Annotated in this window: 19 protein-coding genes; 10 read left to right on the top strand and 9 right to left on the bottom strand. The window is 71.5% G+C overall.

Annotated features, from left to right (window positions below; all coding sequences use genetic code 11):
* The first annotated feature begins 46 nt into the window (after nt 1-46).
* Both ACTOQ2_RS20740 and ACTOQ2_RS20745 read left to right on the top strand, forming a co-directional pair.
* Nucleotides 47-733 (top strand): hypothetical protein, encoded by a 687-nt coding sequence (locus ACTOQ2_RS20740; protein WP_440101425.1) that lies wholly within the window; start codon nt 47-49, stop codon nt 731-733.
* A gap of 32 nt (nt 734-765) precedes the next feature.
* Nucleotides 766-1,482, top strand: a complete 717-nt coding sequence (locus ACTOQ2_RS20745; protein ID WP_440101427.1) for a hypothetical protein — start codon at nt 766-768, stop codon at nt 1,480-1,482.
* Here the strand turns inward: ACTOQ2_RS20745 and ACTOQ2_RS20750 are convergent.
* Nucleotides 1,479-2,381 (bottom strand): SURF1 family cytochrome oxidase biogenesis protein, encoded by a 903-nt coding sequence (locus tag ACTOQ2_RS20750; protein ID WP_440101429.1) that lies wholly within the window; start codon nt 2,379-2,381, stop codon nt 1,479-1,481. The genes ACTOQ2_RS20745 and ACTOQ2_RS20750 overlap by 4 nt on opposite strands.
* Nucleotides 2,382-2,569: 188 nt before the next feature.
* Between ACTOQ2_RS20750 and ACTOQ2_RS20755 the strand changes: the two genes are divergently transcribed.
* Nucleotides 2,570-3,241 carry a VC0807 family protein gene (locus ACTOQ2_RS20755; protein WP_440101431.1) on the top strand — a complete coding sequence of 224 codons (672 nt, stop codon included), beginning with the start codon at nt 2,570-2,572 and terminating at the stop codon, nt 3,239-3,241.
* Here ACTOQ2_RS20755 and ACTOQ2_RS20760 read toward each other — a convergent pair.
* Nucleotides 3,177-3,740 carry a winged helix-turn-helix transcriptional regulator gene (locus ACTOQ2_RS20760; RefSeq protein WP_440101433.1) on the bottom strand — a complete coding sequence of 188 codons (564 nt, stop codon included), beginning with the start codon at nt 3,738-3,740 and terminating at the stop codon, nt 3,177-3,179. The genes ACTOQ2_RS20755 and ACTOQ2_RS20760 overlap by 65 nt on opposite strands.
* Nucleotides 3,741-3,807: 67 nt before the next feature.
* Between ACTOQ2_RS20760 and ACTOQ2_RS20765 the strand changes: the two genes are divergently transcribed.
* Nucleotides 3,808-4,380 (top strand): N-acetyltransferase family protein, encoded by a 573-nt coding sequence (locus ACTOQ2_RS20765; protein WP_440101435.1) that lies wholly within the window; start codon nt 3,808-3,810, stop codon nt 4,378-4,380.
* Between the two features lie 237 nt (nt 4,381-4,617).
* Nucleotides 4,618-5,226, top strand: coding sequence for a TetR/AcrR family transcriptional regulator (locus ACTOQ2_RS20770; protein WP_362687993.1), 609 nt, complete (start codon nt 4,618-4,620; stop codon nt 5,224-5,226).
* 108 nt (nt 5,227-5,334) lie between these two features.
* Here ACTOQ2_RS20770 and ACTOQ2_RS20775 read toward each other — a convergent pair whose 3' ends face one another.
* Nucleotides 5,335-5,646 carry a hypothetical protein gene (locus ACTOQ2_RS20775; RefSeq protein ID WP_344743918.1) on the bottom strand — a complete coding sequence of 104 codons (312 nt, stop codon included), beginning with the start codon at nt 5,644-5,646 and terminating at the stop codon, nt 5,335-5,337.
* A gap of 140 nt (nt 5,647-5,786) precedes the next feature.
* On the opposite strand from ACTOQ2_RS20775, the gene ACTOQ2_RS20780 reads away from it, so the two are divergent.
* A complete protein-coding gene (locus ACTOQ2_RS20780; RefSeq protein WP_440101438.1) occupies nt 5,787-7,283 on the top strand; it encodes a DUF7059 domain-containing protein in 1,497 nt (498 codons plus the stop codon).
* A 314-nt stretch (nt 7,284-7,597) separates the two neighbouring features.
* Here the strand turns inward: ACTOQ2_RS20780 and ACTOQ2_RS20785 are convergent, their stop codons facing one another.
* The gene (locus tag ACTOQ2_RS20785) at nt 7,598-10,756 is read right to left on the bottom strand and encodes an AfsR/SARP family transcriptional regulator (RefSeq protein ID WP_440101440.1); all 3,159 of its coding nucleotides are present in this window, start codon (nt 10,754-10,756) and stop codon (nt 7,598-7,600) included.
* 303 nt (nt 10,757-11,059) lie between these two features.
* Here ACTOQ2_RS20785 and ACTOQ2_RS20790 point away from each other — a divergent pair, with 303 nt between their 5' ends.
* The gene (locus ACTOQ2_RS20790) at nt 11,060-11,539 is read left to right on the top strand and encodes a hypothetical protein (RefSeq protein ID WP_440070609.1); all 480 of its coding nucleotides are present in this window, start codon (nt 11,060-11,062) and stop codon (nt 11,537-11,539) included.
* Nucleotides 11,540-11,832: 293 nt separating this feature from the next.
* On the opposite strand, the gene ACTOQ2_RS20795 is transcribed toward ACTOQ2_RS20790, so the two are convergent.
* Both ACTOQ2_RS20795 and ACTOQ2_RS20800 read right to left on the bottom strand, forming a co-directional pair.
* Entirely contained in the window at nt 11,833-12,477 is a 645-nt protein-coding gene (locus ACTOQ2_RS20795; protein ID WP_440101442.1) for a GNAT family N-acetyltransferase, read from the bottom strand.
* Between the two features lie 173 nt (nt 12,478-12,650).
* Entirely contained in the window at nt 12,651-13,931 is a 1,281-nt protein-coding gene (locus ACTOQ2_RS20800; protein ID WP_440101444.1) for a pyridoxal phosphate-dependent aminotransferase, read from the bottom strand.
* Between the two features lie 201 nt (nt 13,932-14,132).
* Here ACTOQ2_RS20800 and ACTOQ2_RS20805 point away from each other — a divergent pair, with 201 nt between their 5' ends.
* Complete coding sequence (locus tag ACTOQ2_RS20805; RefSeq protein WP_440101447.1) at nt 14,133-15,146, top strand: LysR family transcriptional regulator; 1,014 nt, start codon at nt 14,133-14,135, stop codon at nt 15,144-15,146.
* A 59-nt stretch (nt 15,147-15,205) separates the two neighbouring features.
* On the top strand, nt 15,206-15,907 hold the full coding sequence (locus ACTOQ2_RS20810) for a ribonuclease HII (RefSeq protein ID WP_440101449.1): 702 nt from the start codon (nt 15,206-15,208) through the stop codon (nt 15,905-15,907).
* Between the two features lie 35 nt (nt 15,908-15,942).
* Here ACTOQ2_RS20810 and ACTOQ2_RS20815 read toward each other — a convergent pair whose 3' ends face one another.
* The 3 genes from ACTOQ2_RS20815 to ACTOQ2_RS20825 all read right to left on the bottom strand — a co-directional run bounded on the left by ACTOQ2_RS20815 (nt 15,943) and on the right by ACTOQ2_RS20825 (nt 18,237).
* A complete protein-coding gene (locus tag ACTOQ2_RS20815; protein WP_362687966.1) occupies nt 15,943-16,329 on the bottom strand; it encodes an SCO5389 family protein in 387 nt (128 codons plus the stop codon).
* A 63-nt stretch (nt 16,330-16,392) separates the two neighbouring features.
* Nucleotides 16,393-17,358: a nucleotide-binding protein gene (locus ACTOQ2_RS20820; protein WP_440101451.1), complete on the bottom strand. Its 966-nt coding sequence runs from the start codon at nt 17,356-17,358 to the stop codon at nt 16,393-16,395.
* A gap of 366 nt (nt 17,359-17,724) precedes the next feature.
* On the bottom strand, nt 17,725-18,237 hold the full coding sequence (locus ACTOQ2_RS20825; RefSeq protein WP_440101453.1) for a hypothetical protein: 513 nt from the start codon (nt 18,235-18,237) through the stop codon (nt 17,725-17,727).
* Between the two features lie 55 nt (nt 18,238-18,292).
* Between ACTOQ2_RS20825 and ACTOQ2_RS20830 the strand changes: the two genes are divergently transcribed.
* On the top strand, nt 18,293-19,735 hold the full coding sequence (locus ACTOQ2_RS20830; RefSeq protein ID WP_440101456.1) for a hypothetical protein: 1,443 nt from the start codon (nt 18,293-18,295) through the stop codon (nt 19,733-19,735).
* The last annotated feature ends 21 nt before the right edge of the window (nt 19,736-19,756 follow it).

Genomic DNA, 19,756 nt, shown 5'->3' on the forward strand with positions numbered 1-19,756 from the left:
GCCCTCTAACCTATCCAGCGGTGGGTCTCGCGTAATGGGGGCAGGGATGCGAGTGGTGATTCCGGCATGGGATGACATCCCGTACGCCGTGCGGGTGGCGCTGCTGTTCGTGCTCGCGCTGTCCACGATCATCGTCCACATCAACCAGGCACCTCCCCTGCGACCCGCCGCGGAGCTCGTGACGGACCTGCGGGCGGGCGAGGTGGCCAAGGTCGTCTACGACCGCAACTGGCCCGCCTACGGCACGCTGACGTGGTCCCACGGGCCGCTCTCCTGGAGCCAGGCCCGTTTCGACCAGCCCGACGACGTCTGGGATCCGCGGACCACCCGGCTGGTCCCCGAGGCCCTGGAGCGCCGCCAGGAGGCCTTCCTGGCCCAGGTGCGCGCCGCCGCCGACCCCTCCGTGGAGATCGTGCGCTCCAGCGGCTTCGGGGCCCTGGCGGGCTCGCCGGCCTACGCGCGGTGGTGGGAGCCGTTCGGCCCGGTGGCGGTGGCGGCGGAGATCCTGGCCTGGCTGCTCATGCTGACCCGGCCGAACCCCCGCTACGCCAGCCGCTGGGCGTGGTTCTGGATGTTCCTCACCGGCGGCTCGCTGCTCTACGTCCTGCTGGAGCCGAGGCCCCTGTGGCGGGACCCGTACGAGACGCTGCCCGCACCGGCCAGGATCGACGGGACGCGCGGGTTCGCGATCGCGGTGGCGCTTCTTTTCGGCATGTCGATGGTCAACGCGTGATCTTCGGATAGTAGCCGGGTAGTAAAGGGGGCATGACTCCCGAAGCGGTCGAGGTGCGTCGTGGCTGGTGGATCGTCGGGATCACCATCCGGTCGGTTCTCCTGCTCTGCCTGACCTTCGGGGTCCTGGTCTTCACGCTGAGCATCACGCCCCTGCAGGGGACGCGGGCAGAGTTCCGCGCCGCGGCCGCGGCCGACCGCGTCTCCTTCGTCGAGCACGACGGGTATGACAGAGGGGACGGGCAGAACGGCGCCATCTCCCGTGTTCTGTGGGCCCAGGGCCCGTTGCTCTGGCGCGAGTTCAGGCCGCAGCCGCCCGCGGAGGGCTCGCCCGCCTACGTGTGGGCGGAGTTGAGAAAGGACCTGGGACAGAGCCGGGCCAGGGTGGTCGAGCGGGACCACTCCGGTGGGACGGGGTGGATACCCGCCTGGGTCGCCGACATGCCGGGGCCCGTCGGCGGCCCGTGGCTGATGGGTGGCTGGATACTCGCGTTCCTGATCATGCTCGGCTCGACGCCCCGGCTGGGCAATCGGTGGGCCTGGCTCTGGCTCTTCACCGTCGGGCAGACCGGCGCGCTCCTGTTCCTGCTGCTCGAACCCCGCCCGCTCTGGTTCGCGCCCGGGCGGCGTCCCGCGCCGCGCGAGCGGCTGAGCGGCGGATGGGGCTTCCTGACGGCGATCGGGCTGGGCCTGCTCTCCTTCGGCCTGCTGGTGGCCGCCGGCTATCTCCTGAACCTCCTCCGGAACTAGGCGCGGAGGTCGGCGGGGTCGCCGGGCGTGGACGACTCGTCGGACGCGGAGGGCTTCCCCGGCGTGGCGGGTTCGCCCCCGGGTTCGGGCCCTGGCTCACCGGGTGCGGGGCCGCCGGCCGGTGCCGAGGCCGCGGCCCTGAGGTCGGCGGCCTCCCTGCGGATCAGCAGCGCCCAGCCGCCGATCGCGACGCCGATGAACAGCCACCACTGCACGCCGTAGGCCAGGTTGAGGCCGCCTCCCTCGCCGACGTCCGGCGTAGGGACGGGCGCGGGCGCGGCGGCCGCCGGCGGCGACTGCTCGATCAGCTCGACGTACCCGCCGAGGAGCTTGTACGGCAGGCGGCGCCCGATCGCCTCGGTGTTGATCAGCAGGACCTGTCCCGCGGGCAGGCCCGCCCGGTCGCGGATGCCCGAGCTCTCCTCGGTCTCGGTGGGACGTAACCTGCCGGTGACAGTCACCTCACCCGAGGAGGGCGCCGGGACCTCGGGGAGGGCATCGGCGGTGCTGCCCGCCTTGACCCAGCCCCGGTTCACCAGCACACCGGTGCCGTCCGCCGTGACCAGCGGGGTCAGCACGTAGAAGCCGACCGCCTTGTCCTGGACGCGGCGCCGGACCAGGAGCTGGGCGTTCGCGTCGTATGTCCCCTTGGCGAGAACGGTGCGGTATTTGTCCTGCGTAGAGACGGTGCCGCCGGGTGAGGTGAGCCTCTCCACCGCGACGGGGGCGGCGTGGAGGTTGCCGGTGATCTGGTCGCTACTGGTGGATCTCTCCTCGAAGCGCCCGAACTGCCACTGGCCGAGCAGCACGAAAGCGGGGATGACCAGCAGCACCACCACGTGGAGGGCCAGCCATCGGGGAGTCAGCAGGAACCGGTACACGTCATCAAGGGTAGGCACCGGGGGCACCGCCCCGTCCTTCGAGTGCGCCTTTGGGAGGGGCCGGGTGCGTCTTTGGGCGTAGTAAGGTGCCCGGGACCGCCCGATCCTCGGATGTCGTGGAAAAGCTCGCCGGACACTCCGGACATCGCGTACGGTCGGGTGAGATTTCCCCCGGGATGTTCCACCACCTCCGGAGCCCGCCCCTGATGACTGTGCTCATGCCCGCCCCCCCGGCTCCGCTCGTACTCCCCCGTATCGGGGCCCTGCTGCGGCACGCCGCCCCCAGGGTGTTCGAGAGCATGATCCTTCCCGTTCTCGTCTTCTACGTCGCACTGGTCTTCACCAACGCGAACATCGCGCTGGCGGTGGCGGCGGCCTGGGTCTACGGCGGCGTCGCCTGGCGACTGGTCAGGGGTGGCGAGGCGCCCGGCACGCTGCTGCTGGCGGCGGGCACGATCACCGTCAGGGTGGTGCTGACGGTGGCGACGGGCAACCCCATCGTGTTCTTCCTGCAGCCTTGCCTCGGGGTGTTCTGCGTGAGCATGGGCTTCCTGCTCACCGCGCCGCTGCAGAGGCCGCTGATGCGGCGGGTGGTGGCCGATCTCGTGCCGCTGCCCGACCAGGTGATGGAGCACCCGCGGATGCGCCGCTTCTTCGTGTCGCAGTCGGTGCTGTGGGGTTGCGCGCAACTGCTGAACGGGGCGCTGAGCCTCTGGCTGCTGCTCAGCCAGACCCTGGAGACCTACCTCCTCGTACGCACCTCCGCCGTCGCGGTGCTGCTCGGCGGCGTGGCCCTGGTCTCGGTGCTCAGCCTCAGGCACTGCCTGCGGAGGCTGGAGACGCGAGGGACGGAGAGCCTGGAGACGCGGAGGCCGTAGGGCGAAGGCGTACTCCGGGGCCGGGCAGCGGGGTGACCTCTCTCGGGCCGGCGACCTCGTGCCCTTCCGCGCAGCGGAAGTGCTGCTCGACCGTGGCGCCGCAGCCGCGGTGGGTGATGAGCACCGGCGGTCCCTCGTGGTCACTGAGATACCGGTCGCCCCACTGCATCAGGGCCACCAGGGTCGGATAGAGGTCGAGGCCCATCTGGGTCAGCCGGTATTCGTCGCGCTGCCGCTGGCCGGGCTCGCGGTAGGGGACCTTGCGCAGCAGTCCCTCCTCCACCAGCCGGGTCAGCCGGGCGCTGAGCACCTGCCTGGGCGCCCCCGTGGCGGCCTGCATGTCGGCGAAGCGCCGCACGCCGCCGAACGCCTCGCGCAGCACCAGGAACGTCCACTTCTCGCCGACGACGCCCAGGGCGCGTTCGATGGAGCAGTTGTCCAATCGCAGGGGCAGGTTGCCGGGAGCCGCCTCGTTCATGTGCGAATCGTAAGTCGCCATCGCAGCACCTCCAACGTTCACCTAAGTCTAGTTGACATACTCAGCTGTCTCGCGGGACTCTGAGTCCATGATGCGAACTCAGGCGGTGCCGCCGGGTGGTGTCCCGGCGACAGAGGACGCCCCGGCCGTGTGCGGTGGTTTCACACGGACGTCGGGGGACGTCGCGACCGTGCCCGGAGGGGCCGTCGACATCCGGCCCGCGCGGCCGGACGACGAGGAGGGGATCCGCCGCTTCCTCGGGGGGCTGTCGCCCCGCACCCAGGCGCGGAGGTTCTTCGCCGGGATGGGCCGTCCGAGCGCGAGCTTCGTCAGAACGCTGCTCACGGTGGACGAGCGGCGCGACGCCCTGCTCGCCGTGCACGGGAACCTTCTCGTCGGGCACGCGATGAGCTACCGGGGCGAGGAGGCCGACGTCGAGATCGCCGTGGTGGTGGGCGACGAGTGGCAGGGAATGGGGCTGGGCTCCCGGCTCGTCCGCACGCTGATGCGCCGCGCGGAGGCCAGGGGGGCCAGGACCGTGGGGATGGACGTGCTCGGGGACAACCGCACGGTCCTGGCGATGGTCCGCAGGACGTGGCCGGAGGCGACCATGCGCGTCTCCTCAGGCACGGTCGAGGTGACCGCGAGGATTCTCCGCTAGCGCCGTCCTGGCCGGTTCCCGCGCGGCCCCGCCCGGTCTCGCCGAGCGGGCTCGCCGGGGGCGTGCCGGGAGGGGGTTCCGGGCAGGGAGCCCGGAGGGCGGCGCCGCCGGACCGGGCGGACCGGTCATCCGGGGTGGCGATACGGGCTCCCGGATCAAGGCGGTACGATCGACGTGGTCCAAGCTGTTTCCCGAGCAGTTTGCGGAACAAGGTTCTGTTGCTCCACCATGGGATCCGTGAAGACTGCCAAGAGCGGACGCGACGGCCGCACCAGGATCGTCGAGGGTGCCCTGCGCCGATTCAGCCAGGACGGGGTTTCGGCCACCACGCTGGCCAGCCTCCGTGAGGAGAGCGGCGTCAGCGTCGGCAGTTTCTACCACCACTTCGCCAGCAAGGAACACGTCTTCGGCGTCCTGTACGCCGAGACCCTGCGCATGTACCAGGACGCGTTCCTCGCCGAGCTCCAGCGCCACGAGAGCGCGCGGGGCGGCATCGAGGCCATCGTCGCGCTGCACATGTCCTGGTGCGGCGAGCACCGCGAGCGTGCCCACCTGCTGATCAGCGAGCGGCCGCCCAGGCGCGACGAGCCGGGCGGCACCGAGGTGTCGGAGTCGCGCAGGGCGTTCTTCAGGAAGGTCTCCGACTGGTGGCGCCCGCACATGAAGGACGGCCTGCTCCAGCCCGTCCACCCGACGATGTGCTACGTGCTCTGGCTGGGACCGGCCACCGAGATGTGCCGCCTGTGGTTCGCCGGCGCGCACCAGCCCACCCCCGAGGAGATCGGCGGCCTGCGCGAGGCGGCCTGGCAGAGCCTGCGGCAGCAGGCCCCCCAGCAGACCCCCTGACCGCCGCCCGCCGTCGTCCCCGTCCGACCACTGCGAGCGCCGCCCGTCCGGCGGGTGTCACCGATACTCCGGCCCGGATCACGGGGGCTTTTCCGGGCCGGAGCGGTCTCAGTGTGCTCCCACCAGCTGGCGGGTCCGCGTCGACACCCGCCAGACGTCCTCGTCCAGCGAGATGTCCAACCGCAGGTCCTGACGCCGGCGCCGCAGGCCGGGCACCCGCACCCGGTCGGAGACGTCGAACCTGCCGCGCCGGGCGTAGCCGAATCCCAGCTCCCCCGGGAAGACCCGTAACTCATCCTGGTTGCCGCACCGCGGGCAGGTCCATGCGACCAGATCCTTGCCACGGTGGTAGTCGTGGCAAGCGCGGAAATATTCGTCAGGATGAAAACGGGACTCGCAGGCGAAACAGGGGATCAGCATCATGGATCCTTTGGAGCGGGTGGTGCGGCTACCAAGAAGTACCGCTTTCCACTTGAAGTCCGCTTGCAGAACGCTTACCCCGATGGGTAACAGTCTCATCACCGGGAGCATCCGGACGTGCCCGGTGCGAGGATTGCCCGGTGAACGATCTGCTCGGCCGGCTCAGGGGACTCCTGCTCGACACCGGCTACACCATCGACGGCGTCCGCGAGCGCCTCGGCGACGTCGCCGCCACCGCGCTCTCCCGTGAGGAGACGGTCCCCGCGCTGCGCGCCACCGCGGAGGGCGACCCGCTCGCCACCCTGATCCGGCTGTGGTGGCTCGGCGCTCCCGTGGAGGCGCGCGGGATGCCGGCGGGCCTTCCCGTGGAGGAACTGGCCGCCGCGGGCCTGGTGACCGTCGAGGGCGGCCGGGTCACCTCCACGGTCCATCTGCAGCCCTGGGAGACCGATGGCTCCGGCGGCTCCGGCGGCCCCGTTGGCCCCGTTGGCCCCGGTGGCTATGTCGTCTCCGACCGCAAGGTCAGGCCGGGCGACCCGGCCCTGCGCCCGGACCACGTCGTCGGCGCGGGCGGCGCCTCGGCGAACCTGGCCCAGCTGGCCTCCCGCCGCCCCGCCGGGCGTGCCCTGGACATCGGTACCGGGTGCGGGGTGCAGGTCCTCCACCTGGCAGGCAGGGCCGAGGAGATCACGGCCACCGACGTCAACCCGCGCGCCCTGGAGCTGTCCCGTCTCAGCTGGGCGCTGTCCGGGATCACCGGCGTCGACGCCCGGCTGGGCTCGCTGTTCGATCCCGTAGAGGACGACCGCTTCGACCTGATCGTCGCCAACCCGCCGTTCGTGATCTCCCCGGCCGGCCGGTTCACCTACCGCGAGTCGGGCTTCCACGCCGACGACTTCTGCCGTGACCTCGTACGCCGGGCGCCCCGCCACCTCGCGCCCGGCGGCACCTGCCACCTGCTGGCCAACTGGCTGCACGTCGACGGCGAGGACTGGCGCGACCGGGTGGGCGGCTGGCTCGCCGGGACCGGCTGCGACGGCTGGGTGGTGCAGCGCGACGTCCAGGATCCCGCCGAGTACGTCGAGCTGTGGCTGCGGGACGCCGCCGAGCAGGGCACCCCGCGCCACCGCGAGCTCTACGACGACTGGTTCGGCTGGTTCGAGGCGGCGAACGTCACCGGGATCGGCTTCGGCTGGATCACGCTGAACGACTCCGGGAGCCTCGACCCCGTCGTGCGGGTGGAGGAGTACGGGCGGCCGGTGGAGCTGCCGGTCGGCGAATACGTGGACGAGGTGCTCGGCTCGATCACCACGGCGCACCGGCTGACCGACGCCGAGCTGCTCGGCTCCAGGCTCGTGGTGGCCGAGGGGGTGCTGGAGGAGCGGGTCGGCCCGCCGGGCGCCGAGGACCCGGCGCGCATCGTGCTGCGGCAGACCGGGGGGCTGCGCCGCAGCGCGGCGGTCGGGACCGTGGAAGCCGCCCTCGCGGGGGTCTGCGACGGCGATTATCCACTGGACCCGCTGCTCGCCGCGATCGCGGAGCTGACCGGTGAGGACCACGATGACCTGCGGACAAAGGCTCCCGCGGCCCTCCGCCCGCTGATCGCGGAAGGGTTTTTCCACATATCCACAGGGTGATCGTCCACAGGCTGTGGATATCGCCGCTATCGCATGTCAATCGGATGGCAAACGCCGTGGGAGAAGCTCTGGTCGTGGGGCACGGACCCGGGGGGTGAAGGGTCCGTGCCACGTCCGGCCGGCCGTCACAGTGAGGCGGCCGACCCGCGGGCGACGCACCGGATGACCGGGCCCCCTACGCGTCGCCCGGGTCAGACGGCCGGCCGGACCTCCACACCCATCCCGAGCCACGGGGCCTGACTTCGAGGGGAACGCCGGTGATCAACCACGTCTGGATGACGCGTCTCGACGACGACCTGTACGACGGCCTGGGATCAGCTGTCGACCTGGTCGCGCTCCAGCAGAAGACGCAGATCCTCGGCCTCGGGCGCTCCGAGCCTGCCGAACAGGTCGTGGGCACGCTCGAGGCAGTCCCTGCCACGCCCGACCCTGCCGAGACCGTTGAGCGCCTTGCCTAACACCCACAGCGCCTGCGCCTCGCCGTACGGGTGGCTGATCTCCCGGCTCACGGTGAGCGCCTGTTCCGCGTGACGGGCCGCGTCCGTGAAACGTCCCGCGTTGATGAACGTCTCGGCCAGCCGGGAGCAGACCCGCTGCTCCCAGACCCGCTGCCTGCTCGCCCTGAAGAAGGCGAGGCACTCGGCGTGGTGGTGGACCGCCTCGTTCAGCCGGCCGACCCGCGACAGGATCATCCCCAGGTGGTAGCGGGCCCTGGCGGTGCCCGCGCTGGAGCCCATCTCGATGAACAGGGCCAGCCCCTGCTCGGCGGCGGCGATCGCCTCCTTCGGCTGCTCCAGGAACAGGTGGTCGCGGGCGGAGTAGCTGAGCGTCAGGGCCTCCCCGCCCCGCGCCCCGACCTCCCTGAACGCCTCGCGCGCCGAGCCGAACCAGGCCAGGGCCTCCTCGTGGCGGCGGCGCCGCCCGGCCACGACGGCCAGCGCGTTGAGCACCTCGCCGGTGACGATGCGGTCGCCTCCGGCCGACAGCTCCAGCGACGTACGGAACTCTTCCTCCGCCTCGGCCAGCCGGTTGGCGCCGAACAGCACCCGCCCGAGCACGTAGCGGCAGCGCAGCTCGCTGGAGACGGCGCCGATCCGCCGCGCGACGGCCAGCATCTCCCGCGTCCGGCTCTCGAACTCGCGGACGTGGCTCCCCGACTCCAGCAGCGGCTCCATGGCGAGCAGCAGGTCGGCTCCCGGCAACAGCTCGTCGGCCTTGTCCGCGCAGGTCACCTGGGCGATCGACGCGAACAGCGACTCCACCTCCACCGAGAGCCAGGCCACCGCCTCGTCGGCGGAGGCGAAGGCGTGACCGGTCCCGGTGACTCCCAGCCGGTCGGCCATCGTGCTGCCCTCGTAGGCGAGGCGGTGCGCCGAGCGCGCGGACGCCAGGTAGAAGTCGAGCAACCGGCGCAGTGCCGCCTCGCCCTCCCCGCCGATGGTCACGCTCACACCGGACCCGCGCCGCTCTCCCCTCTTCGTCTCGCCCGCGGCGCAGCTCTCCTCCGTCGCGTTCTCGGTCCGTTCCGCGACGCGGCGGGCGAAGAGTTTGAGCAGGTCGTGGAAGCGGTAACGGCCGGGAGCGGGGGCTTCGAGCAGGCTGGTGTCCACCAGGGACTCGAGGACGTCCTCGGTGTCCATCGGGTCCAGCGCGAGCAGCGCGGCGGCGGCCCCGATCGAGATGTCCGGACCCCCGGGCAGGGAGAGCAGCCGGAACGCGCGGGCCTGCGCGGGGTTGAGCTGGCCGTACCCGAGGGCGAAGGTCGCCTCCACCGCGAGGTTGCCCACGCGCATCTCGTCCAGGCGGCGGCGCTCGTCGGCCAGCCGGGGCACCAGGGAGGCGACCGTCCAGGCCGGCCTGGCGGCCAGGCGCGCCGCCACGATCCGCACCGCGAGCGGCAGGAAACCGCAGGCGGCGACCACGTCCATGGCGGCGGCGCGCTCGGCCTCCACCCTCTCCACTCCGGCGACGATGCCGAACAGCGCGAGGGCCTCGTCCGGCTCCATGACGTCCAGGTCGATCAGCCTGGCCGAGGCCAGGTCGGCGAGCTTGCCCCGGCTGGTCACGATCGCCGCGCACCCGGCCGAGCCGGGGAGCAGCTGGCTCACCTGGGCGGCGTCGCGGGCGTTGTCCAGCAGCACGAGCATCCGCCGCTCGGCCAGGATCGAGCGGAACAGCGCCGACCGCTCGGCCAGGCCGTCGGGGATGGCGTCGGCGGGCAGGCCGAGCCCGCGCAGGAAGGCCGCCAGCGCCGACTCGGGCGCGGTCGGCTCCTCGCCGTACCCGCGCAGGTCGGCGTAGAGCTGGCCGTCGGGGAACAAGTCGTGCATGGCGTGGGCGACGTGTACGGCCAGGGCCGTCTTGCCCACGCCGCCGATACCGGAGATGGCCGCCACCGGCACGCCCTCGGAGCCGTCCTGGGCCGACAGCAGCGTGCGCAGCCGCGCGATGATCTGGCGGCGGCCGGTGAAGTCGTTCACGGCGGCGGGAAGCTGCGCCGGTCGCGGCAGCTCCGGGCTCGTCGCCGCCGCCTGCGCCTCCGGCGTCCTCGCGGCCTCCGGGTCCGCCTCCGGGGGCGGCTTCGCCTCGGAGCCCTCCCGCGCGGACGCCTCCGCGGCCTCGGCGGCCCTGCCGACCCCGGCGGGCGCGGCGGGCGCGAGCCGCGCCGGCGGGCCGGCCGGGGTCGGCGTGAGGGCCGGGTCGCCGGTGAGGATGCGCTGGTGCATGCTCGTCAGGTCGGAGCCCGGCTCGATGCCCAGCTCCTCGATCAGCGTGGCGCGGGTGTCGGAGAAGGCCGCCAGTGCCTCCGCCCTGCGCCCGCACCGGTAGTAGGCCAGCATCAGCTGGGCCCGGAGCCGCTCGCGCAGCGGGTGGTCGCCGGTCAGCGCGATCAGCTCGGACAGGACGTCGGCGTGCCTGCCCAGCTCCAGGTCCAGATCCATCAGGACCTCGATCACGCTCATCCGGCGCTCGGCGAGCCGCCCGCGCTGGTGTTCGGCGTACGGGCCGACGGCCCCGGCGAGCGGCTCGCCGGTGTGGAGCGCCAGGCTCGCGCGCAGGCTCTCCGCGGCCCGGGCCAGATCGCCCTCGCGGCGCGCGGTCTCCGCCTCCTGAAGGCCGCGCTCGAAGACGAGCAGGTCGAGGGAGCCGCCGTTCAGCCGCAGCGCGTACCCCCTGCCCACGGAGGTGAGCAGCTCAGGACGGGTACGCGGCGACCTGCCGGGCTCCAGCACGGCGCGCAGCCGCGAGACGTAGGTACGCAGGGCGCCGAGCGCGCGGGGCGGGGCGTCCTCCCCCCAGATCGCGTCGATCATCTCGGCCGGCGTGACCGCCCGGCCCTCCCTCAGCAGGAGCATCGCCAGGATGGAACGTTGCAGCGGGGTGCCCAGATCGAGCTCGGAGCCGTCGCGCCATGCCTGGACAGGACCGAGCACCGCGAACCGCAGTCCGTCTTCGCTGCCCTGAACAGCCATTTCTTGAATCTCCGCCCAATGGGAAGTTTTATGGCCAAATGATAGATCCTCCCTTGCTTACCCCGTAGGTAGAGGCTTGCTTGTTCGCCGAGACGTTGATTGCACGTCAATCGGCTGTTGAGCCGTGCCCCTAATGCTGGTGTCGTCGGGCATGGCCCCATACGGGGGCGGCCATGCCCGACATGTCAGTGGATTGCAGGCGTGGATAAAGGCGCGGTAAGTGCGATGCAGGCACCCGGGCCTATCAATGAGCCATGGCTCCTTCGGAAGCCGGGAGCCGTACCCCTCAAGGAGAGAACCACCATGCGCCGCTCGATCACCAAACTTCTCGGTCTCGCCGCCGCCACCGCCGTCATCGCGATCGGTGTCCCCGCCCTCGCCACTCCCGCCTCCGCCGCCACCCTCACCGCCTCGAGCGGGTACGACGAGGAGCCCTGGGGCTACTACTACTCCAAGTACTACGACGACTCCCGCGCCGCCGCCAGGGGCACCGTGTGGGTCGACGACGACGACCGCCTCCACATCCAGGGCAGGCTCTACGACAAGTACTCGCCGGGCCGGCTCTGCGGCTACGTCCAGTTCAAGTTCGAGACCCACGAAGGCGACGAGAACTACACCTGGGCCCGCAAGTGCGGCACCAGCGGCTACCAGCGCTTCCACTACGTCGCGGACGAGATCGACAACCTGCAGGTCAGGGTCTGCTACTGGGACAGGCACCACGCCAAGAAGACGCTGTGCGGTAAGTGGCGCTACATCTACGAGGTCGAGTCCGACGAGGAGTGACCCCGGGGCACGGTGGATCCGGTGGATCCGCCCGGTGGCCGTACCGGTGGTGCCGGCAGACGAGCACCCTCCTCTCACCCGCGATCTCCGTTCGACCCGCTGACCACGCGAGCCGCGATTCGCGTGCGACATCGGACGAACACCGGGCCCGCCCGAAACTTCGGGCGGGCCTTTTGTTCCATTAAGTAATTAGAATACTGTTTTTGACGCTATGTGCTTTCTGTGTAATTTCTAGCTGTTTATCCTTTTGGTCGTTCACCGTTCCTCGTATTACCGCACGCAAGGCGTCCGTCTCACGCGGCCGCGGCCAGGCCCATCCGCGCGTGCATCCGTTCTCGGACGACCGGCCATTCGTCACTCAGGATGGAGTAGTACGCGGTATCTCGGACCGTGTCGTCGGCGCCTCGGCTCTCCGCCCGCCGCACACCGTCGAGGTGCGCGCCGAGGGCTTCGATGGCGGCCCGGGAGCGTACGTTCCGTATATCGGCCTTGAGGGTGATGCGGTGGACCTGCCAGGTCTCGAAGGCGAGGGAGAGCATCAGATACTTGCTCTCGCGGTTGACGCCGGTTCCCTGCGCGGAGGCGGAGAGCCAGGTGTAACCGATGTCCGCCACGGACGGGACATCGCCCACCGCCCCACGGGCGCCCGGCGGCCAGGGCATGGGGCCCTGCCAGTACTCCAGGTTCATGAGACGGGTGGCACCGACCACGCGATCGGTGTGAAGCCACCGGATGGCGAAGGGCATCGTGCGGCCCTCCGCCTGCTCAGCCAGAGCGGCCTCCACGTAGGAGACCATCTCGTCCCGGCCATGGGGGACGCGAGTGAAGGCATAGGTAGAACGGTCTTCACTCGCCGCGGCGACGAGATCGTCGACGACCGCGAGGCTGAGCGGTTCCAGGCGCACGAGGCGCCCGGACAAGGTGACAAAAGCGGGCATGAGCACATAATGAGGGCTCTTTCCCCTGCCTGATACCAAACGACACGAGACATCTTGGTGAGCATCGAGGAACGCACGTGGCCCGCGGGTCTTCGGGGTAAGAGATACCAGGTCAGAGCCGCTGACGCCACCCCGGAGACCTCCGCCGCCCGAGCGGGCCCCGCGGGGCGCGATCACCCCGCCGCGGGGCCCGTGACGAGCGGGACGCGCGCGGGGGGCGTGGGTGCTCCCCGCCCCGCGATCAGGCCGGTCAGCGCCTCGCTCAGATGGTCCAGCGAGGCCGAGATCCAGGGCAGCGCCAGGGGGTCGGGAGCGTCGAGCGCGGCCAGCCGCAGCCGCGTCGTCTCGCCGTACAGGAGGCTGGTCGCCACCCGCACCCGCAGGGCCGCCGGGTCGTCGCCGAAGGCGTGGCCGGGGAGCACCCCGACGCCGTGCCGGTCGAGCAGGCAGGCGGTCAGGTCGGCGGAGGACGCGAAGTCGAGCCCGGTGAAGTCGGGGTAGAGGTAGAAACCACCCCGCGGCGCGTCCACCCGCACGCCCGCGCGGACGAATCGCTCGTACACCGCCCGCGCCACCGCGCCGTGCAGCTCGCGGCTCCGGCTCACCCGCTCGACGAGCTCCGGCGGCTCGGTGTAGGCGTACGCCGCCGCCTGCTGGACCGGCGCGGCGGGGCTGGACCAGATCTCGCTCGCCACCGCCAGGAGCCGGTCGCGCAGGGCCGGCGACGGGAGCCGGGCCACGCCGATCCGCCAGCCGCCCAGGGCGAGGCTCTTGCTGAGCCCGCTGGTGATCACGGTTCGCTCGGGAGCCACGTCGGCGGGACTGAGGAAACCGGTGTCCGGGGAGTGGACCAGGTCGCGGTAGATCTCGTCGGAGATGATCATCAGGTCGAGTTCACGGGCGACCTCGGCGATCCGCCGGATCGTGGACGCCCCGGCCAGCGTGCCGCTGGGGTTGTCGGGAAGCGTGACCAGCAGCGAGCGCACGTCGCGCCCCTGGGCGCGGGCGCGCCTGACCGCCGCCGTCACGCGCTCGGGATCCGGCACCCCACCCTCGCCGGGGGGCGTCGGAACGAGCAGGGAGCGCGCCCCGACCAGCTCGGCCTGGGCGGCGTAGCTGACCCAGCTCGGCATCGGCAGCACGATGTCGCCGCCGATCGCCGGCAGCAGGCCGTACAGCAGGGGCTTGCTCCCGGGGCCGCAGACCACCAGGTCGGGGTCGGTGGGCAGGCCGCGCCGCGACCAGTAGCCGGAGGCCGCCTCGCGCAGCGCGGGCGCGCCGGCGACGGGCCCGTAGCCGTTGAGCCCGGACGCGGCGCCCAGTCGCTCGCTCAGGGCCGGATGCACGGGCAGGCCGGCCTCGCCGAAGGCCAGGTGCAGCACGCGCTCACCGGCGCGCCGTCTTCGCTCGATGTCCTCGTTGGCCGCCAGGGTGGCGGAAAGTGTGACGCTCATCGCGGGATCCCTACCTCGTCGTGGAAAGCGCGGAACGCGCTGCGGGGGAGTGCGGAATGTGTCGTGGAGAAGTGCGGACCGTTCATGGGCAGGACGGACCGCCGCGGAACAGCGCGGGCCGTTGTGGAACGCCTTCCAGCCTGGTGGGATAGGGGCATCAGGACAAGCTTCGGTTGTCGTGGGTGGGCGTAAGGAAAACTGATGCTTGATTTACGGAGACTCGTCCTGATCTGTGAGTTCGCTCGCCGGGGCAGCATCGCGGCCACCGCGACCTCCCTCGGTTACAGCCCCTCGGCGGTCTCGCAGCAGTTGGCCGCGCTGGAGCGCCAGGCGGGTGCCGTGCTGATCGACAGGACCGCCAGGAGCGCGGAGCTGACCGACGCGGGGCGGCGCCTGGTCGAGCACGCCGAGCGCATCCTGGCCATGGTGGAGAGCGCCGAGTCCGACCTGTCGGCCCAGGCCGCGACCCCGTCGGGGCGGGTCACCGTGACCGCCTTCCCGACCGCCGCGGTGGCCTTCGCGCCCGCGCTGGCCAGGACGCTGCGCCGGCACGGTGAGCTCACCCTGCGGATGGGACAGTGCCGCTCGGGGCGCGGGATGCGCGAGGTGCAGTCGGGCGAGGTGGACATCGCCCTGATCGACGACTGGCACGGCCGGATGCGCGAGCCCGACACCGTGCGGGTCTTCCCGCTGCTGCACGATCCGCTGGTGCTCGTGGTGCCGCGCAGGCACCGGCTCGCCTCCCCCGACGTCCCGGTCGACCTGTGGGAGCTGCGCGACGAGCCCTGGATGGCCACCCCGGACGGCGAGCCCTCCCGGCTGGCGGTGGACCGGCTGATGGCCGACGTCGGCGGTCACCGGCCGGTGCCCTGGGAGTTCGAGGGACTGGGCACGATCATCGGCCTGGTCGCCAAGGGCATCGGCATCGCGGCCGTCCCCGCCCTGGCACTGGCCAGCGGGGTCCGCGGCATCGCCGTCCGCCGGTTCCCCGGGCCACCGGTGGGCCGGGTCGTGCACGCCGTCGCCCGATCGTCCAGCGTCCACCGCCCCGCCGTCTCCGTCACGCTCCGGGCCGTCCACGTCGCCGCCCGGCTCCTCGCCGCCGACCTGGAGGGAGTCGAACCGGCCTCCCGGGAACGCCCGGAGGCTCAGCCGGAGTTCGAAGCCCCGGATGAGGTGACGACCGAAGGCCCGTATCGGGATGATGACGACTGACCGGGGTGGTGTTCCATCGGGATGGCGTCCGGAGGCTCGCGGCCCGGTAACGTCGGCACGTGCCTCCCACCTACGCGCTTGAGCGGTTGCTGAACGACGGCGGTTCCAAACTGGTCGCCGGGGTGGACGAGGTCGGGCGCGGAGCCTGGGCCGGTCCGGTGGCGGTCTGCGCCGTGGTCACCGACCTGTCGGAACCGCCCGCCGGGCTCACCGACTCGAAACTGCTCACCCCCGCCCGCCGCGCCGCCATGGTCTCCGAGATCACCGCCTGGGCGGCCGGGATCGGGTACGGCGAGGCGTCCCACGAGGAGATCGACGCGCTCGGGATGACCGAGGCCCTGCGCAGGGCGGCCAGGAGGGCGCTGGCCGGGCTTCCCGTCCGGCCCGACGTGGTCGTCCTGGACGGGAAGCACGACTATCTGGGCGCGCCCTGGCCGGTCAGGTGCGAGGTCAAGGGCGACCTTTCCTGCGTCTCGGTGGCCGCGGCCTCCGTGATCGCCAAGGTTCGGCGGGACACCTACATGGCCTCGCTGGGTTTCGAGGAGTACGGGTTCGCCGACAACGCGGGCTACCCCTCACCGGTCCACCAGGCGGCGCTGGCCGCCCTCGGCCCGACGGAGCATCACCGCCTGTCCTGGTCCTATCTGGACGACCTTCCCCGGTGGCGCCACCTCAAGAGGCATCGCAACCCGCTGGCCGGAGAGGGCCAGCTCGGACTTTTCGGACCGACCGCAATGAGACCGGTCCGGAGACCGGGATGAAACCGGGGAAGGCGGTCCGCCTCGGAACGAGGCCGTCAGCAGTCGACCAGCTCGGGCGTCTGGTTGAGGATCTGTGACCTGGCGGTGACGAACTCCGCGTGGGCGCCGGTGGCGGACGGGTCGAAGACAGCGACCCGGTGGCAGTTCTGGAAGGCCAGCCTCACCCCGAAGTGGCGCTCCAGGGCACCGCGCATGGCGTCGCTGGCGAGAGCGCGCAGGAGTTGGCCACGAGCGGCCTCGTCCGGCGGGGGCACCGTGTTGTCGGCGAACTCGGCACCGGTGTGCTCGCGCTCCTTGACCAGGTCGCTGATGAGCGACCAGGCGTATGGAAGGGAGTCTCTGACACAGGTGACGAATGCCGCGTCTTCCACCTCACCGGCCTTGGCCTGGTCGAGAAGATCGTTCGAAACGGTCAGCGACATGCTGCGTTCTCCTCACAGAAGGGGATTCATCAGACACTAGGTCGGGCCTACGGATTGCTCCATCTAGCGGGAGAGCGACACTCGCGTTGGCCCGAAGACGAAGCCGGGATCGATCTGGGCTGCCAGATCCTCGCCGGTGGCCCTGTTCGCCCAGGCCTCCGCGTTGCGGAGGTGGAACTGCACGGCCTGGCGCCCGAAGCGGAACCAGTCCTTCTCCTGGGCGTCGAGATGGTCGAGAATCATGCCCAGAGCCCGGGAGTTGGCCGGTTCGAGGTCCCGGAGGGTGAAGGGGCGGCCCTGCTCCATCGCGCGGATCGCCGCGGAGTGCTCCAGGCAGACCAGCAGGTCGTCGCCGACCTGGTCGCGCAGGAACGCCACGTCTCCCGGACCGTGGATCTTGTTGCCCACCACCGCGACCGGCACGCCGTAGTCGGCGGCGTAGTCGCGGTACTGCCGGTAGACGCTCACGCCCTGGCGGGTCGGCTCGGCCACCAGGAAGGTCATGTCGAAGCGGGTGAACAACCCCGAGGCGAAGGAGTCGGCCCCGGCCGTCATGTCGACCACGACGTACTCGCCCGCGCCGTCGAGCAGGTGGTTCAGATAGAGCTCCACCGCGCCGACCTTGGAGTGGTAGCACGCCACCCCCAGGTCGTCCTCGCTGAACGGCCCGGTGACCATGAGCCGGGGCCCCTCGGGCGTGGCGGCGGAGAACCGGGTGTGGATCGGGTCGTCCTGCTCGTCGAGGCGGAGCAGCCGCGAGCCGGACCCCGGCGGGGTGGTCTTGACCATCGCGGAAGCCGACGAGATGCGGGGGTTGTCGCCCCGCAGGTATTCCTTGATCTCGGTCAGGTGCGAGCCCATCGGCCTCGGCAGCGCACCCTCGCTCAGCCCCAGCGCCATGCCCAGGTGCTGGTTGATGTCGGCGTCGACGGCCACGACGGGGCCGCCCCGGCTCGCGGTGTATCTCGCGAAGAGCGCCGACAGGGTCGTCTTGCCGCTGCCGCCCTTGCCAACGAACGCCACCCTCATAACGACGATCCAATCTGATTATGAAAATCATTTCAATACTTCTGGGGGCCCATCATGCCACGACGGGTGGGGGCGTGGGGCGCATATCGCGAGGAGAAGGAGAGACGCTCTCGTGTCGCGAATGCGGATAAAAGTGATCTTTCAGAGCAGGCACGGATGAAAGGGGCGAGAGAAAACGCCTGTCATGTCATGACCGGTGACAAAGATCCGCTGTTACCGCTTCGAGGTCTCCTGTGCGGACTCGGCAGCCCTCTTGGCGATCGGCGGGGCGGATGTTTACCACCGGTGCCGGTGAGATCCGGCCGGTCCGGGTATCCCACCCCGAGTCGGTTGATCTTGACCCCCCTGCAAGATCGTGGACAAGGGTCAACAAGGGGCTTTGGTGGTACGTATCGGTACCTGGTCGCGTCGCGTTTCCGCGCGGCGGGTTCCTGAACAGCGGTTTTCCGAGCGAGGGGTCTCCGGACGGCGGTTTCCCGCGCGATGGGTCCCCGATCGGCGGCTTTCCTGGCGGTTGGTCTCCGGACGGCGGGCCGGTGGGTTCGCCGCGTGCGGGGTCGCGCTCGCGGTGCTCGTGACACCGGCGCCCGTTCTCGCCGCATCCGGTACGGGTGGGGCGGAGGCGTCCTCGCCGTCCTCGCCGTTCTCGCCGTCCGTCCGGACGAAGGCCGAAACTCCCTCGACGACGGCAGCGGACGGAAAGTCCCCGTCGGTTCCGGTGGTGAGAGGGAGGTCTTCGCCCGTGGCGGTGGTCAGGGGGAAGCCTTCGCCCGTGGCGGTGGTCAGGGGGAAGCCTTCGGCGGTGACGACGACGGTGACGAAAAAGGGAAGGCCCTCGCCCGCGTCCGTGACGGGAAAGCGGATCGCGCGGGGCGCCACCGACGACGAGAGCCGTGCGACGGCAAGGGCCGGAGAGCCGGCGGGTGGCGAGTCGGTGGGTGGTGAGCCTGGGGTCGAGGAGTCGGCGGGTGGTGAGTCGAAGGTCGAGATCACCAAGACGGCCTCGCCCATCCTCGCCAAGCCCGGCCAGAAGGTCACCTACACCGTCAGACTTCGCAACACCGGTGATACCGGTCGGTCGAACTTCACCTTCACCGACGACCTGTCGGGCCTGCTCGACGACGCGCACTTCGACCACGACCAGTCGGCCACCTCGGGGACGGTCTCCTTCACCGCGCCCGAGGTGACCTGGACCGGTGACGTGGCAGCCGGTCAGACGGTGACGGTCACCTACGGCGTCACGGTGGACGACCCTCCGGCGGGGGACCTGCGCCTCTCCGGCGAGCTGGTCGGTCCCGAGGGGTCCAACTGCGCGGCCGGCTCCGCCGATCCCGCCTGCGGGAACCTCGGCGCGCCCGGCCTGCCGCTGCTGTACGTCCTCATGACCGCCGACAGGGAGACCGCGGCTCCCGGCCAGGTGGTCACCTACACGATCACCGTCGGCAACGTCGGCAACGCCGTCTATCCGGGGGCCACGCTCACCGGAGAACTCTCCCGGGTCCTCGACGACGCGGCCTACAACGGCGACGCGCGGGTCACGAGAGGCACCGTCTCGTACGGCGCGCCGAGGCTGGCCTGGACCGGCGACATCCCGGTGGCCGAGACGGTCACGATCACCTACAGCGTGACCGTCGGCATCCCGGCCACCGGGGACGGGGTGCTGGACAGCGCCGTCCAGGCTCCCGGGGGCGGGACGAACTGCCCGAACCCGGCACCGTGGTCCGCCAGGCTCGCCGCTCCCGTTCCAGGCGCGGGTCTCGGCTGCGCGCAGCGGGTCGCCGTCGAGGGGACGGCGAGCACCGGGGCGCCCGCACCCGAGGCGCCCGAGCCGGGTGACGTCGCGGTGGACGCGAAACCCGGGTCCGGCTGCCCGGCGGGGTCGGCCGGCCCCGGCTGCGAGAGGCGGCCGGTGGAGACCGCCCCCGCCCCGGCGGCCGCCGACGGCTCCGCCCCGGCATCCGAGACCATCCCCGACACCGCATCCGACACCGCATCCGACACCGCATCCGACACCGCATCCGACACAGCACCCGACCCGGGTTCCGCGCCGATTCCCGCTCCCGGCTCGGTACCCGAGCCCGCGCCGGTTCCCGGTCCTGCACAGGCGTCCGCCTCCCCCTCGGGGGGAACGCCTGCTCCCCGCCCGGAGCGGACGCCGGTGCCCGCGCGGGTGCCGGGGCCGCCCTCCGACCCGTCGTGCGTGCCGGGGCGGGGACGGTCCTTCTCGGTCCCCTGCCCCGCCGGCTGGTCTCGCGTGGAGCCGTCCGGTCCCTCGCTGCCGTTCACGGGCCTGCCGTTCTGGCCGGTCCTGGCGGGACTCCTGCTCTTCGGCCTCGGTCTGGCCCCGCGGCTGCGTGCCCGGCGAGGGAGGCCCTAGCCGGGCTCTCGGCGCGCCGGA

Source organism: Streptosporangium sp. H16 (assembly GCF_051918855.1).
In the GTDB taxonomy this organism is placed as follows: Bacteria; Actinomycetota; Actinomycetes; order Streptosporangiales; family Streptosporangiaceae; genus Streptosporangium.